This window comes from Bordetella petrii (assembly GCF_000067205.1).
Taxonomy (GTDB): Bacteria; Pseudomonadota; Gammaproteobacteria; order Burkholderiales; family Burkholderiaceae_B; genus Bordetella_A; species Bordetella_A petrii.
Genome location: NC_010170.1, coordinates 4595938 through 4614062, shown reverse-complemented (window position 1 = coordinate 4614062; position 18125 = coordinate 4595938). Strand labels below are relative to the sequence as shown.

The following is an 18125-nucleotide window of genomic DNA, read 5'->3' as shown; positions in this document are numbered from 1 at the left end:
GGCCCGTATCAACGGGCCTGGGCCTGATCCGGCCGAGGCCGGCTGGTTTGCGCCAGATAATCCAGCGCTGCCTGTACGCCGCCGGCGTTGTGCGGCACGCCGGCCTGCTTCAAGCCCATTTCTACGCCCGACAAGGTGCCGCACAACGTCAGGTCGTTGAAATCGCCCAGGTGGCCAATGCGGAACACCTTGTCCGCCAGTTTGCTCAGCCCTTGCCCCAGCGACATGTCGTAGTGCGTCAGCACCGTCTTGCGGAAGGCGTCCGCGCTGTGGCCTTCAGGCATCAGCACCGCGGTCAGCGCCGGGCTGTATTCTTCGGGCTTCTGGCACAGAATCTCCAGCCCCCATGCGCGCACGGCGCGGCGGGTGGCTTCGCCATGCCGCCGGTGCCGCGCGAACACATTTTCCAGGCCCTCGCCCAACAGCATTTCGAGAGCCTCGTACAGGCCATAGAGCAGGTTGGTGGCCGGGGTATAAGGAAAATAGCCGCGCGGATTGATCGCCAGCATCTCTTTCCAGTCCCAGTACGAACGCGGCAGCGCCGCGGTCTTTGATGCCTCCAGCGCCTTGGCGCTGACGGCGTTGAACGACAGGCCGGGCGGCAGCATCATGCCTTTCTGCGAGCCCGCCACGGTGACGTCCGCGCCCCATTCGTCGTGCCGGTAATCAATTGAACCCAGCGACGAGATCGTATCCACCATCAGCAGGGCCGGATGCCCGGCGGCGTCGATGGCTTTGCGCACCGCCGCCACATCGCTGATAACGCCGGTGGCAGTCTCGTTATGCACCACGCACACCGCCTTGATCTCGCGTCCGTCGTCCGCCGCCAGGCGCTTGCGGATCTGTTCCGGGTCCGCGCCATGGCGCCAGTCGCCCGCCTGGAATTCCACCTGCAGCCCCAGCCTTTCGGCCATGCGCTTCCACAGCGTGGCGAAGTGGCCGGTTTCCGCCATCAGCACCTTATTGCCCGGCGACATCGTGTTGACCAGCGCCGCTTCCCAGGCGCCGGTGCCCGAGGCCGGGTAGATGATCACATCGGCTTCGGTCTGGAAGATCTTCTTCATGCCCGCCAACACGGCTTTGCCCAGCTCGCCGAACTCCGGCCCGCGATGGTCGATGGTGGGGTGGTCAATGGCGCGCAGCACACGGTCGGGCACGTTGGTGGGGCCCGGAATCTGCAGGAAATGACGGCCGGACGGGTGCGAATGCAGCGGCAGCATAAAAGGGCTCCTGATAATTTGGTATACAAAATACCAATCCTGGTGAAGAATAAGCATCAAGCGCGTCGCCGTGCAAGCGGAATCTATGCGGCGGCACAGCATTTATTTAGGGTCGGGAACGGTAAAATCGGCGTGATTTCCCTGATCGGCCTGGCGTGGCGTACAGCGCGGCCGCATACCCACGTCATTGCCTTGTTTGTATACAAATGAAAAACAACTCCGTGAGCCTGCCTAACACCCCATCCGCGCTGCCGGAACCCCCGCCCGTTTCGTCCGAGGCCGTCGATCGGCGCACGTTGCCCGCCACCATTGCCGACCGCCTGCGCGAAATGATCATCGAGGGCGAGCTGGCGCCGGGCACACGCCTGAACGAACGCGCCCTGTGCGACCGGTTGCAGGTGTCGCGCACACCATTGCGCGAAGCCTTCCGGCTGCTGTCGGCCGACGGCCTGGTTCGCATGCAGCCCAACCGCGGCGCGCACGTGGTGGCTCTGTCTGAAAAAGACATCCGCGAAAGCTTCGAAGTCATGGGCGCCCTGGAGGCCCTGTCCGGCGAGCTGGCCTGCCAGCGCATCACCGACCAGGAAATCGCCGAAATCAAGGCCCTGACATTCGAAATGCAGGCGTGCCACGCACGGCGCAACCTTTCTTCCTACTACCACGTCAACCGCGCCATTCACGACCGCATCAACGCCGCGGGCCAGAATCACCTGCTGTCGCACGTCTACCAGAACATCAACCTGCGTTTGCAGAACCTGCGCTTCCGTTCCAACCTCAACACCGAGAAATGGGACAAGGCCATGCAAGAGCACCTGGAAATGGCCGAGGCGCTGGCCTCGCGCGATGGCCCCCGGCTGGCGCAAATACTGCGGCAGCACCTGCGCCGCAAAGGCGAAGCCGTGCTGGAACACCTGAAGCTTGTCGCGGGCGCCCCTGATGGCGCCGACACTTTCGACCCCGCGGCAGATCCCGACAACTCTTAGCCGACCTGCCCATGAACGCGCCCCTGCCTTCGTCCACGCATGCCGAACTGAACCCGCTGAATCTCGAACTGGCCACCCGTCTGCGAGCCAGCACACAAGGCGAAGTGCTGTTCGACCGGGGTGCGCGGGGGCGCTACTCGACCGACGCTTCCATCTACCAGGTCGAGCCCGTGGGCGTGCTGGTTCCCCGGTCGAGCGATGACGTCGCGGCCGCGCTAAGCCTGTGCCGCGAGCTGTCTGTGCCGGTGCTGGCGCGCGGCGCCGGCACCTCGCAATGCGGCCAGACCGTGGGCGCGGCCCTGGTCATCGACAACAGCAAATACCTGAACCGCGTGCTCGATTTCGACCGTGACGCCATGACCGTCACGGTCGAGCCCGGCATCGTGCTCGATCACCTCAACGCCTGGCTCAAGCCGCATGGGGTATGGTTTCCCGTGGATGTCAGCACGGCGGCGCAATGCACGCTGGGCGGCATGGCCGGCAACAACTCCTGTGGCTCGCGCTCGATTGCCTACGGCAACATGGTGCACAACGTGCTCAGCATCGATGCCTTGCTGCTGGACGGCACCGCCGCCACCTTCGCCGAAACCCGTCTCATGGGTAACGCGCCGCCCCGCGTGCGCGCCATCATGAGCACGCTTGCCGAAATCGCCGCCCAAGAGCGCGACGAAATCGAACGCATGGTGCCCGCCGTCATGCGCCGCGTGGGCGGTTATAACCTCGACATTTACCACCCGCAAAGCCCGCGCCCGTATACGGCCGACGGCCAGGTCAACCTGGCGCATATGCTGGTAGGCAGCGAAGGCACGCTGGCCTACACCCGCGGCATCACGCTCAAGCTGTCGCCCTTGCCCGCCGCCAAGGCGCTGGGCGTGGTGAACTTCCCCACGTTCTATCAGGCCATGGATTCGGCCCGCCACATCGTGGAACTGGGCCCCTGCGCGGTCGAGCTGGTCGACCGCACCATGATCGACCTGGCCCGCAGCAACCCCGCCTTTCGCCCCATTATCGACAACGCCCTTATTGGCGAACCCGAAGCCATACTGCTGGTTGAGTTCGCCGGCGAATCCCAGGCCGAGCAACTGGCCAGCCTGGCCAAGCTGGTAGAACTGATGGGCGACCTCGGGCTGCCCGGCTCGGTCGTGGAAATGCCCGACCCCGCCGCCCAGAAAGCCCTGTGGGACGTGCGCAAGTCGGGGCTGAACATCATGATGAGCATGCGCGGCGATGGCAAGCCCGTATCGTTTATTGAAGACTGCGCCGTGCCGCTGGAGCACCTGGCCGAATACACCAGCCAGCTGACCGAAGTATTCGCCCGGCATGGCACCAAAGGCACCTGGTACGCCCATGCCTCGGTGGGAACCCTGCATGTCAGGCCCATACTGGACATGCGTCGGGATGGCGCCGAGAAAATGCGCGCCATCGCCGAAGAAGCCGGCGCGCTGGTGCGGCGCTACAAAGGCGCCTTCTCCGGCGAGCACGGCGACGGCCTGGTGCGCAGCGAATGGGTAGCCTGGCAGTTCGGCCCCAGGCTCGTACGCGCATTCGAAGCCATCAAAGACGCGTTCGACCCCGACCGGCTGATGAACCCGGGCAAGATCGTGCGCAGCAGCAAAATGGACGATCGATCGCTGTTTCGCTTCAAGCCGGGCTATCGCACCATTCCCCTCACGCCCGCGCTGGATTGGTCCGCCTGGAATGTGAACAACGACCCCGCCACCGAATCGGTCAGCGCGCCCGGCAGTGGCGGCGACCCCGCCCAGGGCCTGGCCAAGGCGGCGGAAATGTGCAACAACAACGGCCACTGCCGCAAGTTCGACGCCGGCACCATGTGCCCCAGCTATCGCGTCACGCGCGACGAACAGCACCTGACGCGCGGTCGCGCCAACACCTTGCGCCTGGCCCTGTCGGGCCAACTGGGTCCCGACGCCCTTGTATCAGACGAAATGCGCGCCACCATGGATTTGTGCGTCAGCTGTAAAGGCTGCAAGCGCGACTGCCCCACCGGCATCGACATGGCGCGCATGAAAATCGAGTTCCTGAACCAATGGCGGCAAAAGCGTGGGCTGGCGCTGAAAGACCGCATCATCGCCACCTTGCCGCGCTGGGCGCCCTGGGCTGGCCGCCTGCCATTCCTGTTCAACCTGCGCGACACACTGCCGGGCGGCGCCTGGCTATCCGAACGCCTGCTGGGATTCTCCGCGCGGCGATCCCTGCCCAAATGGCGCAGCGACGTCTTCACCCGCCACGCTGCTACTGCCGATGCCGAGACCGCCAACGTCGTACTGTTCGCCGACACCTTCAACAACTACTTCGAGGCGGACAACGCTCGCGCCGCCCTGAACGTGCTGCAGGCGGCCGGGTACAAAGTGCACGTCGCGCGGCCCGCGAAGGGCGACGCCGAGTCCGCCCGCCCGCTGTGCTGCGGCCGCACCTATCTGGCCGCCGGCATGGTCGATCAGGCCAAGGCGGAAGCGCGCCGCGTGGTGGCAGCCCTGCGGCCATTCGTCGCGCGGGGCGTGCCCATTGTCGGGCTGGAGCCCTCGTGCCTGTTTACGATGCGTGACGAATTCCTGGTCATGGGCATGGGCGAAGACGCTGAACTGCTGTCCCGCCATGCGTATTTGTTCGAAGAGTTCCTGGCAAAGGAACTCAAGGCCGGCCGGCTCGACCTTAAGCTGAAGCCGCTGCCCGAAAAGCACGCCTTGCTGCATGGCCACTGCCACCAGAAAGCCTTTGACGCCGTGAAGCCTGTTCAACAGATACTGGCGTTGATACCGGACCTGAAAGTGGAACTGATCGAGTCGAGCTGCTGCGGCATGGCCGGCAGCTTCGGCTACGAAGCCGCGCATTACGACACGTCCGTGAAGATGGCCGAGTTGGCGTTGCTGCCTGCGGTACGCAAGGCTGGTGCGGATACGTTATTAGTGGCGGACGGTACTAGTTGTCGCCACCAGATTGCCGACGGGACCCGCGCGGAAGGGGGCTTGCGGGCGGAGCATGTGGCGTGTGTGTTGGAGAGGGCGTTAAGCCAAGGGTAGGGGGGGCGGCTACCCTTGGCGCTGTCAAACTAGCTGTACCAGTGCAGCTTGAAGCCCCAGTTGCCGACATTAAAGGCGAAGGCAATGCCCCAATAGAAGACAAAGTAGGCTCCGCCGGCAATCAACATGGCCGAGCTGAATTGTTCCAGCCTGCCAGGGTGCCGCGCCGACCAGTCCGTCAGCCGCTTGGAAAACGGCACGATCAGCACCAGGAACAGCACAACCATCACCAGAATCTGTCCGACCCCCTGCAAGACCATCACCGCGCCTCCATACAGCGGGCTCTCCGAGGCGGCCGCATAGGTCAGAAAATTCCTGAACACTGGAAACGGCCGCCCAATGGCGAACAGTCCCACCAGAACTCCCATGAAGCCGGCCTTGGCCAGTGGTGAGGCGGCCAGGCCCAGCAACCTGGGCGGCAGGCGGCGTAGCATCCCGTCCAGAAATCCAAACGAAATCGCACCCCACAAGAGCAGAACAATGCCGAGCAGCGTGAATGTCACCTGCGCCTGAAACAGGCGGGTTTCCCGGGTGTTGAAGGCGTCCACGCCCTCCGGTCCCATCGAGCCCACATACATTCCGTAAATGAAGCAAACCAGCAAGACGAAAAGCGAGAAAATGCCGATTGCCTTGATGGCGAGCCGCCGGGGCGACCCGACCTTCTCCGTCGCGCAAGCCAGGCCTGGAAGCATGGCGAATACAACGCAATTGCACGCCGTGAAAGTCGCGGCCAGGCCAGCAATAATTGCGAAGACAAAACCGAAAGCCGCGCCGCGTTCACCATAGGAACCGGCCAGGCTTTCCGTGTCTCCGATGGTCTGGCCCGCAACGATCTCCCGGCCAAATCCATCGACCAGATGAAAATTCCAGAAACCGGCGACCAGAACGCCGACGGCAAGCGCACATAGTGCCAGGACCAGACGATTGCGAGGTGGGGAAAACAGTGGCGCGCGCCCGTCCTGTTCAACGGCTTGGTTGTATGACAACACTTTACGATCTCCTCTTCTGTCTTCATTGAGAAGTCAGCTCAAGACATGTCGTTCTGTTTGTCACCGGTACCGGTGTAATGCGATCGACCGACACACTGAGCGATCCGACCGACATCCGCCCCGACCGTAGGCACCGGTCGTGTTTTGCGTCCAGCAAAAGAGTACGATCGGCTGCTTCGTGACGGCACGAATGTCGCTGAGCCTAGCATGGGAGGCTGATCGCTGAATGCGTTATTCGACGAAATTGCCGATTTACTCGACGAATCGACATTTTCAACGCTGGCTGTCGCTTCGAGCCCGTTGGCTGGCGAAGTCAGCAGATGGATCGCCTGAGGGTGATCTTCGACTATCTTCCCGTCACGGGGTTGTCGAGTTCATTCTTCTATTCGTTGGATTTGGGTGAAGAATTTCAAGGATGGTGCCCGGGGTGGAATGGTAATCCCCCCGCAAAAGCGCTGCAGCCAGAAGTAGAATTTTCTCATTGAGGAGTTCTACAGCATGAAGAAGTCGCGATTCACGGATAGCCAGATCATCGAAGCGATTAAACGCGTCGAGGCGGGTCTGGCGGTGCCGGAGCTATGCCGGGATCTGGGCATCAGCTCGGCCACGTTCTACAAGTGGCGGTCGAAGTACGGCGGCATGGATGTATCGCTGATGGCGCGCATGAAGGAGCTCGAGGCTGAGAACGCGCGGTTGCGCAAGATGTATGTCGAGGAGAAGCTCAAAGCCGAGATCGTGACGGAGGCGCTCGAAAAAAAGTGGTGAGGCCATCTCGCCGCCGCGAGATGGCCCAACGTGCCGTGCAAGATCGCGGCGTATCGATCCGGATAGCTTGCGAAGCGTTCAGCATCAGCCAGACCTGCTATCGGTACGTCGCCAAGACTGACGCCGAGAACAAGGAAATCGCCGATTGGCTGCTACGTCTGACGGACAACCATCGCAATTGGGGCTTCGGGCTGTGCTTTCTGTACCTACGCAATGTCCGAGGTTTTGCCTGGAACCATAAGCGCGTGTACCGGATCTACCGCGAACTGGAGTTGAACCTACGGATCAAGCCGCGCAAACGGCTGGTTCGGCACACGCCTGAGCCACTGACCGTTCCGACACACGTGAACCAGGTATGGTCGATGGACTTCATGCATGACCAACTTGGCGATGGGCGCAGCATCCGCGTGTTGAACGTTATCGACGACTTCAATCGGGAGGCCCTGGGCATTGAGGTCGACTTTTCGCTACCGTCCGAGCGCGTGATCCGCACGCTCAAGCAGATTATCGGATGGCGGGGAAAGCCTTCGGCTATTCGCTGCGACAACGGCCCAGAATACCTGAGTGCAGCGATCGTCGAGTGGGCTGGCGCCTGGGATATTAAGCTTGAATACATCCAGCCAGGCAAGCCGCAGCAAAATGCCTATGTGGAGCGGTTCAACAGAACCGTACGCTACGAGTGGCTGTCCCAGTATCACTGGGACGACCTGGACCACGTTCAGCGCGCCGCTACTCAGTGGATGTGGTCCTACAATCACGAGCGCCCAAACATGGCTCTGGGCGGATTTACCCCGAAACAGCGGTTGGCCATGACCGTATAGCATTCCTACTTCTGGCAATCGCTATAAATGGGGGGATTACCCAGACACCTGCCGAATATGCGCGCCAGTGCTTGGCTGATGGCCAAATCGCTAACCCGAATGAGCCGGAAATCTCCACTTCTGATCCGGACTAATTCGGGGTTAGGGTCATGGGACGCTTTGTTGCGCCACAGGGATGTGGCAACGGGTGTGGGGCAATCTGGTTGCCTGAGGGGCGGTTTTAGTAGTGTTCTTCCCTAGCCTGGCGTTCATATGCCCTGGCCAGCGACCATACCACCAAGACTAGCAAGGCCAAGCCGAGCGCGATTCCAACAATCAACATGGTCGTCTTTCTGCGTTCTACGCGTGAGGTTGGGTACAGCGTAGTTGTTACAGATATGTGACAAAGGTTGGAATACGGGGTGGATATGGGGGTTGTTTGAAATGGAAGTAGGATTGTGCGCCGACATGCAAGTATCGGAGAGCTTCAACCCTCTGCCAGATGATAAGCGCCCGTGTCGTGCGTTATCGACAGCAGCTTCAAGCTGTTTCTTGAGTGATGCAATAGGTGGCAACTGCCGGATCGGCCTTAACAACAGCCATGCACAAGTGCCGAACGCACACGCGCGCTTCCCCACTGTATAGCGGCCACACGGCGCTCAGAACTTTGGAAAATTCCCTAGTGCTAGGGAAAGACTAAAAATCGCGCTGGAGGGTTGTAAATACTAGGGATTGTTGAGTGGTGCCCGGGGCCGGAATCGAACCGGCACGCCTTGCGGCGGGGGATTTTGAGTCCCCTGCGTCTACCAATTTCACCACCCGGGCACGGGGGGCGCGCAACCCCAAAGGGTTGGCTGGAGGAAAGCTGGCAATTATAAGCGGACTTTCAGGTTTGCGCAGATGCCGGCTCGCCCTGTTCGGTAACACTGCCATCGGCCAGCACGAACCAGGCTTGCAGCCCTAGTTGCTTCACCACACCCGCCGTGTCGCCCAGCGCCATGTTCGAGAAGGCCGTGGACAGGGCGTCGGCCATGGTGGCGGTGGGGGCCAGCACCGATACGCTGCGGTAGCGCGGCTGGGCAGCGCCGGTGCGGGGGTCGAACAGGTGGGTGTGGCGGCCGGCCGGGTCCAGTGGCGTGCCGTAGCCGCCGGACGTGGCCAGGGCCTGGCTGCGGATTTCCACGGTGGTGTAGACCTGATCGGGCGCCTGGGGGCGGGCCAGGCCGACGCGCCAGGGCGGGGTGTTCGTAGCCGGGTGACTATCCAGGCCCCGGATTTCGCCCAGGTCTACCAGGGCGCGGTCCAGGCCGCCCGCACGCAGCAGTTCGGTGATGCGGTCGGTGATGTAGCCCTGGGCTATGCCATTCAGCGTTAGCGCCATGCCAGGGCGCTGCAGCACGATGCGGCCGGGTTCGGCCTGGATGGCCCGGTAGTCGACGCGCGCCAACGCGGCTTGCAGCGATGCGCGGGTAGGGCCGGCCGGGTCGGCATCAGGACGCGAGAAATGCTCGGCGTACAACTTCCACAGGGGTTGCACGCTGGAGTCGAAGGCGCCGCCGGTTAGCTGACCGTAGTGGATGCTTTCGGCCAGCAGGCGCAGCAGATCGGCGGGCGGTTCGTTCAGATGGCCCTGGCGGTTCAGGGTGGCCAGGGCGCTGTCGTCGCGATACAGGCTGAAGATGCTTTCCAGGCGCTGGATTTCGGCCAGGGCTTGTTGCAGCAGGCGTTGGGCCGCGGCGGGGTTGGGGTGGTACAGGCGCAGTTCGGCGTCGGCGCCCAGGGCCACGCCGCGCCAATGCAGGGGCTCGATACCGTGCGCCGGCTGGGCGGTGGCGGTGGCGTGGGCCAGGCGCAGCGCGCCCGGCGCCAGGGCCAGGGCGGATGCGGCGGCGGTAATGCCAAGAAAGCGGCGGCGGGTGCGCAGGGGCGTAGGCATGGTGGTGTCTGGACGATCAGTTAGTAGGCGCAGCAGCGGGCGCGCCTTGCGAGAAGATGTAGCTTTCGGGCACTTCTTGGAAGGCCGCGACGCGGCCGCCGTGGGTCTGGGCGAAGGCTTCGGCCTGGGCGCGCTGGCCGAATGGCATGGCGTCTTCGGCGCCCATGCCGCCGATGTACCGGCTTTCGATGACGTAGTAGGCCTGGCGCGCATCGATCCAGGCGGCCGGGTCCGGCCCTTGCCCGCGTTCGGCGCCCGCCATGTCGTTGACGTAGATGGCGCGGATGGACTTGGGTTCTTCGGGCAGCACGGTGTAGGCGAATACTTGCTTAATGGCCGAGAACCACACAGGCGTGTCCTGGCCTTCAAGAAAGATCTGGCCCTTGGGGCCGGTGTGTTCGTCGAGGGCCATGCCGCAGTAGTGGCCGACGGCTTCGGTGGTAATGGCTTGCGGACTCGGAGGCGCGGCAGCCTGGCGTTCGTCGCCGCCGCAGGCCGCCAGGCCCACGAGCAGCATCGCGGCGGCCAGCCGCGCGGCGCGGTGGTAAAGACGCAGGGGGCTCATAGCGATTTCCGTTGGAAGCAGGCCGCCGCCAGCAGGAAGGGAATGGCAATCCACAGCAGCTGGGCCACGGCCAGCGTGGCAAAGCCCAGGCTGGCCTGGCTGCCGACGCCGGCCATGCCGGCGTACATCGAGATGTTCTCGAAGCCGGTCAGGTTCATCAGCCGATAGATGTCGGACGGGTTCAGCAGCAACAGGGTGTCGAGCACGGCGGGCGTGACGGTGCGGCCCTGGTCGGCGGCCAGCAGGCCCAGCAGGGCCATGTCGTAGATGACGACAAAGAACAGCCACACGGCGATGGCGATGCCGGCGGCGGTGGCGCGTTCGCGCACCAGCGTGCTGATCAGGTAGCCCATGGCCAGGAAGCTGGCGCCCAGCAGCACGCTGGCTGCGATAAGCAGGGCGAAGGGGCGCCAGGCGGCCGCGTCGGCGCCGCCATGCAGCCATTGCAGCGCCAGGCCGGCGAAGCCGTAGCCCGCCGTGGTGGCCAGCGCCAGTATGGCCAGGTGGCCGATGAACTTGCCGACGATGACCTGCCAGCGCGATACGGGGTAGCTAAGCAGCAAAGCCAGCGTGCCACGGTCGATTTCGCCGACGATGGCATCGTAGGCCAGCAACATGGCAATTAGCGGCACCAGGAAGATCGACAGGCTGGACAGGCTGACCACGGTAACGGTCAGCGGATCGACCTTGACGGCGCCGGTGGGCGAGCTGCCCAGCAAGCCCAGCGACAGGGCCAGGCCGGCCAGCAGCAGGGCGGTGGCCAGTACCCAGCGGTTGCGCAGGCCATCGCGGATTTCTTTGCCGGTGATGGTCAGGACGGCGTTCATGGGGCTTTCCGTTCGAGCAGGTGGGCGTAGATTTCGTCCAGGCCGGGGGTGTGGATGTCGATGTCGGCGATGGGCAGGTCGATGGCGCGAAGGCCGCGAATGGCCTCGACCTTGCTGGTTTCGACGCAGGCCCGCTCGAAGCGGGCGGGGCCCACCTGCTGCCACGGCTGGGGCAGAGCATCGGCAGGCGCGGGCTGCGCCAGCGTCAGCACGATGCGCAAGGGCACGCCTATGGCCTGGCGCAATTGGTTGAGCGTGCCGTCGGCAATTTTGTGGCCGTGCGTCATGACGATGACGCGGTCGACGTGTCCGGCGATCTCGGCCAGGGCATGCGTGCTGACCAGCACGGTGGCGCCGGCGTCGCGCAGCTCGCGCACCAGGTCGTAGAACATCAGGCGCGAGGCCGGATCCAGGCCGGTGGTGGGTTCGTCGAGCAGCAGGATGCGCGGCCGGCCCAGCAGGGCCTGCGCCAGCGCCAGCCGCTGCCGCATGCCTTTGGAATAGCCGCCCACGCGACGGTGCGCGGCGTCGGCGATGCCGACGCGCTCAAGTAGCGCGGCGTTGCGCGCCAGGGGCTGGCGTTTCAGGCGCGCGTAGAAATCCAGGGTTTCGGCGCCCGTCATGGCGGGATGCAGGGCCACGGTTTCGGGCAGGTAACCGATGTCGTGGCGCAGGCGGGCGGCCTGGCGGCTGGCGGCGTCGTGCCCCAGCAACTGCACACGGCCGTGGGTGGGGCGGATCAGGCCCAGCACCAGTTTGATAAGGGTGCTTTTGCCTGCGCCATTGTGGCCGGCCAGGGCCACGCATTCGCCCGCACGCAGTTCAAGGTCGACGCGGTCTAACGCCCGGTGCTGGCCGTAATGCTTGCTGGCGCCTGCCAGGACGACTTGGGGCGTAGTCATGGGCGGGACTCCATGCCGGCCGCGGCGGGCAGGCTGGGCGGACGCATCAGGGGCGCGCTGTCGATGACGCCGCCCGGCAGCAGGGCCGGAAACTGCGATTGCGCCCAGCGCACGATGGATACCGCCGGACTGTTCAACAGAATGCGCGCCGCGGGCGCGCGCCAGAGGATTTGGTCGACGATGCCGTTGGGTCGGTAGGCGGTATCGGCGATGCCGTTGCCGTCCAGGTCGAAGGCGGTGTTGTCGCTCCAGTAGTTGCCGCGGCCGTCGCGCGACCATTCGATGACGCGCGTGCCCACGTATTTGACCTGGTTCTGGTTGTGGATGAAGGCGTTGCCAGATATAGCGTTGCCGTCGGACCCGGCCGTGAAATGGATGCCGATTTCGCAGTCTTGGAAATGGTTGAATTCGAAGCGGTTGTTGTTGGCGTTGTACAGGAACACGCACTTTGACCCGCCCTGCACTGCGTTGCCGGCGATGACGGTGTCGTTGGCGTAGTTGAACATCAGCCCCTGGTCGCGGCTGCGTACGGCCACGTTGTTGCGCACCACCAGGCGGTGCGAATACATGATGGCGTAGCCGATGTCGTTGTCTTCAGAGATGTTGTCGCTGACTTCGCTGTCGTTGGTATACATGTAGTGCACGGCGTAGCGCAGTTGGCGGAAGCGGTTGCCGCGGAACAGGTTGTGCTTGCTGGTGTTCGAGAAAATGCCGTCGCGGCCGGCCGAGATGTCGTTGTCCACCACCTGGGTTCCCGGGCTGTTCCACACAGATACGCCATTGCCGCGTTCAGCCACGCGCAGTTCGGTATTGCCGACGATGCGGTTGGCGCGCACCGTCGCGGCCTCGGGGCCCCATACGTACACACCCATGAGGTTGTCGAGAATGTCGTTTTGCTCGACCAGCGCATGGTGTGCGCCGCGGTCGAGAAAAACGCCCGCATCCATGTCGGGCAGGCTAAGGCCGGAATGGCGGATGCTAAGTTGGCGCAACGAGACGTTGGCCGCCTGCACCCAGATGGTGCGGCCCTGCCGTTCGCCCATGATGATGGCGGAGCGGTCGGGCGGGCCCTGCAAGGTAAGAGGTTTGTCGATGACCAGGTTACCCCGGTATTCGCCGGGCGCCAGTTGCAGGACGTCGCCCGCGGCGGCCGCGGCCACTGCCCGCTGCAGGTTGGCCCCCGCCGGTACCGCGACGACGGCCGCCGCCGCGCTGCCGGCCAGGGCTAGCCCGGCCAGCAGCGCGGCAATGGCCGCGCCGCGATGTGACGCAGATGGCGCATCGTGCATGCGAACCTAGGCCTTCTTGGGCCGCACGATCATCTGGCCGGACATTTCCATGTGCAAGGCATGGCAGAACCACTGGCAGTAGTACCAGTAAACGCCCGGGCGATCCGCCTTGAAGGTGACCGACGACGTGGCCTGCGGCCCGATTTCCATGGCGATGCCGTGGCTTTCGAGCGTGAAGCCGTGGGTAAGGTCTTCGATGACTTCCATGTTGGTGACGACCACGGTAACTTCGTCGCCCTGGTTGACCTCGAACTGCTTGACGCTGAACATGGGCGCGACCGCAATCATGTATACGCGCACCTTGTTGCCGTCGCGTACCACCTTGGCTGCGTCTTCGAGCACCACGCCGTCTTTCTTGGCCATTTGGCGGGCGTCTTCCCACATGGGGTCGTCGCGCTTCCAGACGCTGAGCGGGTTCACCTTGGAACGGTGCACCAGCAGCATGTCGTGCGGCTCGGCGAAGCTGGGGCCGTCGTGCACCAGCTTCATTTCGTCGCCGGAAATGTCGATCAGCTGGTCGTTTTCAGGCTTGAGCGGGCCGACGTTCAGGAAGCGGTCTTTCGAGAACTTGTTCAGCGACACCAGCCACTTGCCATCGGCTTCACGGGTTTCGCCCATGGTGCTGTGGTTGTGGCCGGGTTGGTAGTGCACGTCGAGCTTCTGGATGATGGGATCGACTTTTTCGCCCAGGTAGGCGCGACGGGCCTTGTCGATGTTCCACTTGACCATCTGGCTGTCGATGAACAGCGTGGTGTAGGCGTTGCCGCGGCCGTCGAAGGCGGTATGCAGCGGGCCCAGGCCCAGCTGGGGCTCGGCCACGACGCAATCGCGCTCTTTGATTTTTCCGTCGAACAGGTCGTCGAGCTTGCGCACGTCGAGTACGGTAACGGTGGGCGACAGCTTGCCGTTGAGCACCACGTGAATGCCGTCGGGCGCGGCGTTGCAGCCGTGCGGCGAATTGGGCACCGGGATGTAGCGCGTGTACTTGGAGCCGTGGCGGCCATCGACCACTGGCACGCCGTTCATCATCTTGAAGTCGCCCGACTTGACGGCTTCTTCGATGCGCTTGATGTTGAACACCACCACCCAGTCTTGCTCGTTGGCCGAGGCTTCTTCAACCGAGAGGCCTTTTTCCGAGTTGTAGCAGGTGGCGAACGAGTACTTGCCCTGGTAGTCGGCGTCGCCGTTGTCGAGGTTGCCGTCGACCATGACCTGCCAGGCGACTTTCATGGTGTCGCCGTCGATGGCGGAGTAGATGGCGAAGAAGTTTTTCTTGGGGTCGTCGGTGACCGTGCCGTCGTTGGGCAGGGGAACGATGTGTTCGCCGTTGGCGAATACATAGCCCGTGCGAGGATAACGCTGCGGGCGCAGGCCGTGAATGCCCGATGCGTTCGGGATTTCGATGATTTTGTCGGTTTTCATCACGTCGCAGCGGATGCGCGCGACGCGGTCGTTGGCCTTGTCGTTGATGAAAATGTAGCGGCCGTCGTAGGTGCGGTCGGTGAACGACATGTGGGGGTGGTGCGCGTCGCCGTTCAGGTACACGCCGCCCTTGTCTTTCAGGAACTCGCGGGTCTGGGGAGTAAGCCCTTCGGTAAGGATTTTGCGGCTTTCGTTGGTAACGCCCCAGCCAGTGGCGCTGCAGTGGTTGAACACCGGAATGCGCATCAGCTCGCGCATGGACGGCAGGCCCAGCACGCGAACTTCGCCTGACTGGCCTCCCGAGTTGAAGGCGTAGTATTCGTCGAGCTCGCCTGGGGCGATGTGGCCGGACTGGCCATCGGCTTTGGCGTCTTTGGCATGCGCGCCGGTCAGGTGCGCACCGCCTACGAGACCCGCGGCACCGGACAATGCGGCGGTGCCCAGGAAGCCCCGGCGGCTGAGTCCGGCTCGGTCGGGTTTTTGATCGGACATGGCTAACTCCTTGGTTGGGATGGCATAGGGTGCCGTTGGATCAGGGGTTGGAAGAGGGCGCTGCGTCGGCCCGGGGGTTGGGCATGCGTTGCAGCACGGCTTCCTGGGGCGGAGCGCGACGGCGCTCGCGCTTGGCCTTTTTCTGGATCAGGTGAGGGCATTTGCCTTCGTGGTGGTAAAGCATCTGGCAGTGCAGGCACTGAATGCACTCGTTGGGGTTGATGCCGCCGGTGGGCTCGATGGCCTGTACCGGGCATTCGACGTTGCAGCGCTGGCAGGGGTTGCCGCATTCGTGGTAGCGGCGCAGCCAGTTGAATATGCGCAGCCGCGCGGGAATGGCCAGGGCGGCGCCCAGCGGGCACAGGTAGCGGCAGAAGAAGCGCTCGATGAACAAGCCCGCCACCAGCAAGGCCACGGCGAAGACGACGAAGGGCCAGTCGCGCACGAAGCGCAGGATGATGCTGGTCTTGAAGGGCTCGATTTCGGACAGGCGTTCGGCGACCGCCAGGTCGTATAGCGAGACGCCGAACAGCAGCAGGAAAATGACGTACTTGAGCGTTGCCAGCCGCGTGTTGACGCCGTGCGGCACCGTTACCTGCTTGAGCCCCAGGCGCTTGGCCAGGCGGTTGGACAGTTCTTGCAGGGCGCCGAAGGGGCACAGCCAGCCGCAGAATGCGCCGCGGTTCCAGAACACCATGGAAATGGCCGTGGCGCACCACATGATGAACACCAGCGGGTCCATCAGGAAGGCGTCCCAGCGGAATTCGGTGCGCAGCGCCGTGGTGAAGGTGAGCACGTTGACCACCGACAGCTGCGCCTGGGCATACCAGCCGATCCAGAACAGCGCGAAGGCCAGGAACGCCAGGCGCATGCGGTCGTACAGGATGGGGCGGCGGGCCAGTTGGTCTTGGAAGAAGAAAATGCCTACCAGCACGGCCAGGCCGATGGCCAGTATGGCTACCTGGCCTTGCTTGGCGTGCCAGATCTGCTTCCAGAGCGCGGATGGCGCGTCGTCAGCCGCGGGCAGTTCGTCGCCGGCCGCTGCGGCGGCAGGGGCGGACGACGTGGCGGCTGCGCCCGGTACGGGTTGTGTATAGGCCTGCGGCAAGTCGTAAGGCAGGTCGAAGGTGACGAAGGCCTTGTCTTGCACGCTGAGCACGCGCTGCACCATGAGTTGCAGCCGCCAGGGGGCGGTGGGTTCGAACGCGGCGTCGTCGGGCACCACGAACAGCGCCACTTCGGCGAATGATGGCGCGCCAGGCGCGGCCACGTCGGCCAGGCGCTGGTGGTTGCGGTCGCGGAAGCGGAAGCTGCCGTCTTGCTGGATGATTTCGACGCGGTCGAAGATGCCGCCGCGCACGTAGCCCGAGCCCTTGAACGAATAGGCGCCGTTGCCGGCCACCAGCAGGGCCTGCTGGCCGGGCTGCAGGCGGCCAGCCAGGTGCTGCCAGACGGTGTCGCCCAGCAGGCTGCGGCCGATGGTGGGCACGCTGACCAGCGCGGCGTACAGGTCGATGAAGGTGTCGGTGGGGTCGGAGGTTTCGGGGCGGGCGGCGGCATCGGCGCGGCCTGTTTGAGCGAAAGCCTGGTTTACGTCGGCCACCGACAGGTGCAGACGCCGCACGGCGCCGTTGTCGAGCAAGGTTTGCCACGACTGCACGGGACCCAGGGTGAGGTCGACCTGGCGGGCCGGCGGCGCCGAGGTGGCGGCCGCCGTGGCGCCAGTGGCCGGGGCAGGCCCGCCGATGCCATGGCCGCGCGCGACGGCGATGGCCGACCGGGTGATGCTGTCGCCGATGACCATTAGCGTGACGGTGGCGCCGCTGATGATGTCGACGGGCGGCGGGGCGCCATGGCGGGGCGGCGACTCGATGAAATTCAGGCCCACGTAGCCCTGGATGAAGGCATCGACCTTGGACTGCGGGATGCCGATAAGCACGATGGGTTCGTGGTGCTCGACCAGCCGGGCGCTGGCGATGCGGCCGGTGTCGGCCAGGCCGACGATGACGTCGATGGGCTTGCTGGAATAGCCGCGGGTATTGACGACGTCGGTGGTCAGGTAGACATAGCCCAGGGGCGTGTTGCCTGCGTAGGCGCGGGCCGCCAGCGGCTTGCCTTCGGGCGGGCCCAGGCGGTCGGCGCCGGGGAAGAGTTCAGCTGGCGGGAAGGCGGAGAGGAAGTGCTCCAGGCGCTGGGCCTGGGCTGGGGCCGCCAGGATGGCCGCACAGGTAAGACAAAGATAGAAAAGAGCCCGAAAAATTCGGAGAAGACCTACGGGAACAGCGAGCCCTGGCATGCGAAAACTCTTTAACTTGTTTACATCTCATGCTAAGCAGGCGTGCCGGGATACGCGTTGTCTTACGTCAAGACAGGCTTCCGAACATAAAAAAGCGCCCGTTTCGGGGCGCCTGATGGCAGAAAAACGACAGCGGCAAGGGCTTAGCTGCCGAGCTTGAGCGTGCCCTTCATGATGGCCCAGTGGCCGGGGAACGAGCAGAAGAATGCGTACTGTTCGCCGGCGGCCAGCTTGGAGGTGTCGAACGTGACGGAGTCGGATTCGCCGCCGCCGATGAGCTTGGTGTGCGCGATGACGCGGGCGTCGTCGGCCTTGACGTAGTTGTTGGGCAGGCCGGCCGTCATGCCGTCGGTGGCCACGGGCTGCATGTCGGCCTGCTTGGTGAGCACCCAGTTGTGGCCCATGGCAGCCTTGGCCATTTTGCCTACGTGTTTCAGGTGCACGGTGAATTGCTTGCAGCTTGCGTCAACGACGATTTCTTTGGTGTTGAACTGCATGGCGTCGTTGCTTTCGACGGTGGTCTCGCACTGCGCTGCCAGCACGGGCAGGCTGGCGGCGGAAAGCAGAACGGCGAGAGTGGCTTTGACCAGCATGAGGA

13 protein-coding genes and 1 tRNA gene are annotated in these 18125 nt (G+C 64.0%); 3 read left to right on the top strand and 11 right to left on the bottom strand.

The window, feature by feature from the left end; translation table 11 throughout:
• Positions 1-8: 8 nt before the first annotated feature.
• A complete protein-coding gene (locus tag BPET_RS22090) occupies positions 9-1220 on the bottom strand; it encodes a pyridoxal-phosphate-dependent aminotransferase family protein (protein WP_012251181.1) in 1212 nt (403 codons plus the stop codon).
• A 206-nt stretch (positions 1221-1426) separates the two neighbouring features.
• On the opposite strand from BPET_RS22090, the gene BPET_RS22085 reads away from it, so the two are divergent.
• Both BPET_RS22085 and BPET_RS22080 read left to right on the top strand, forming a co-directional pair.
• Entirely contained in the window at positions 1427-2203 is a 777-nt protein-coding gene (locus BPET_RS22085; RefSeq protein ID WP_012251180.1) for a GntR family transcriptional regulator, read from the top strand.
• A gap of 11 nt (positions 2204-2214) precedes the next feature.
• Positions 2215-5244 carry an FAD-binding and (Fe-S)-binding domain-containing protein gene (locus tag BPET_RS22080; protein WP_012251179.1) on the top strand — a complete coding sequence of 1010 codons (3030 nt, stop codon included), beginning with the start codon at positions 2215-2217 and terminating at the stop codon, positions 5242-5244.
• Positions 5245-5273: 29 nt separating this feature from the next.
• Here BPET_RS22080 and BPET_RS22075 read toward each other — a convergent pair whose 3' ends face one another.
• Positions 5274-6233, bottom strand: coding sequence for a hypothetical protein (locus tag BPET_RS22075; protein WP_151208982.1), 960 nt, complete (start codon positions 6231-6233; stop codon positions 5274-5276).
• Positions 6234-6731: 498 nt separating this feature from the next.
• On the opposite strand from BPET_RS22075, the gene BPET_RS22065 reads away from it, so the two are divergent.
• Positions 6732-7819 (top strand): IS3 family transposase gene (locus BPET_RS22065; protein ID WP_085970230.1). Its coding sequence is split into 2 segments (ribosomal slippage): positions 6732-6984 and positions 6984-7819, totalling 1089 coding nucleotides; the frame shifts between segments, so codons are not numbered across the junction.
• Positions 7820-8538: 719 nt separating this feature from the next.
• Here BPET_RS22065 and BPET_RS22060 read toward each other — a convergent pair.
• The 9 genes from BPET_RS22060 to azu all read right to left on the bottom strand — a co-directional run bounded on the left by BPET_RS22060 (position 8539) and on the right by azu (position 18120).
• A tRNA-Leu gene (locus tag BPET_RS22060) sits at positions 8539-8623 on the bottom strand.
• Positions 8624-8684: 61 nt separating this feature from the next.
• Entirely contained in the window at positions 8685-9734 is a 1050-nt protein-coding gene (locus BPET_RS22055) for an FAD:protein FMN transferase (protein ID WP_012251177.1), read from the bottom strand.
• A 16-nt stretch (positions 9735-9750) separates the two neighbouring features.
• On the bottom strand, positions 9751-10299 hold the full coding sequence (locus BPET_RS22050) for a nitrous oxide reductase accessory protein NosL (protein ID WP_012251176.1): 549 nt from the start codon (positions 10297-10299) through the stop codon (positions 9751-9753).
• The gene (locus BPET_RS22045; protein WP_012251175.1) at positions 10296-11126 is read right to left on the bottom strand and encodes an ABC transporter permease; all 831 of its coding nucleotides are present in this window, start codon (positions 11124-11126) and stop codon (positions 10296-10298) included. Before BPET_RS22045 ends, BPET_RS22050 begins: the two co-directional genes overlap by 4 nt.
• Positions 11123-12028 (bottom strand): ABC transporter ATP-binding protein, encoded by a 906-nt coding sequence (locus BPET_RS22040; protein ID WP_012251174.1) that lies wholly within the window; start codon positions 12026-12028, stop codon positions 11123-11125. Before BPET_RS22040 ends, BPET_RS22045 begins: the two co-directional genes overlap by 4 nt.
• Positions 12025-13317, bottom strand: coding sequence for a nitrous oxide reductase family maturation protein NosD (locus tag BPET_RS22035; RefSeq protein ID WP_012251173.1), 1293 nt, complete (start codon positions 13315-13317; stop codon positions 12025-12027). Before BPET_RS22035 ends, BPET_RS22040 begins: the two co-directional genes overlap by 4 nt.
• 6 nt (positions 13318-13323) lie before the next feature.
• Positions 13324-15231, bottom strand: coding sequence for a TAT-dependent nitrous-oxide reductase (nosZ, locus tag BPET_RS22030; protein WP_012251172.1), 1908 nt, complete (start codon positions 15229-15231; stop codon positions 13324-13326).
• 40 nt (positions 15232-15271) lie between these two features.
• Positions 15272-17527, bottom strand: a complete 2256-nt coding sequence (locus tag BPET_RS22025) for a NosR/NirI family protein (RefSeq protein WP_012251171.1) — start codon at positions 17525-17527, stop codon at positions 15272-15274.
• 143 nt (positions 17528-17670) lie between these two features.
• A complete protein-coding gene (gene azu, locus BPET_RS22020; RefSeq protein WP_012251170.1) occupies positions 17671-18120 on the bottom strand; it encodes an azurin in 450 nt (149 codons plus the stop codon).
• Positions 18121-18125: the final 5 nt, after the last annotated feature.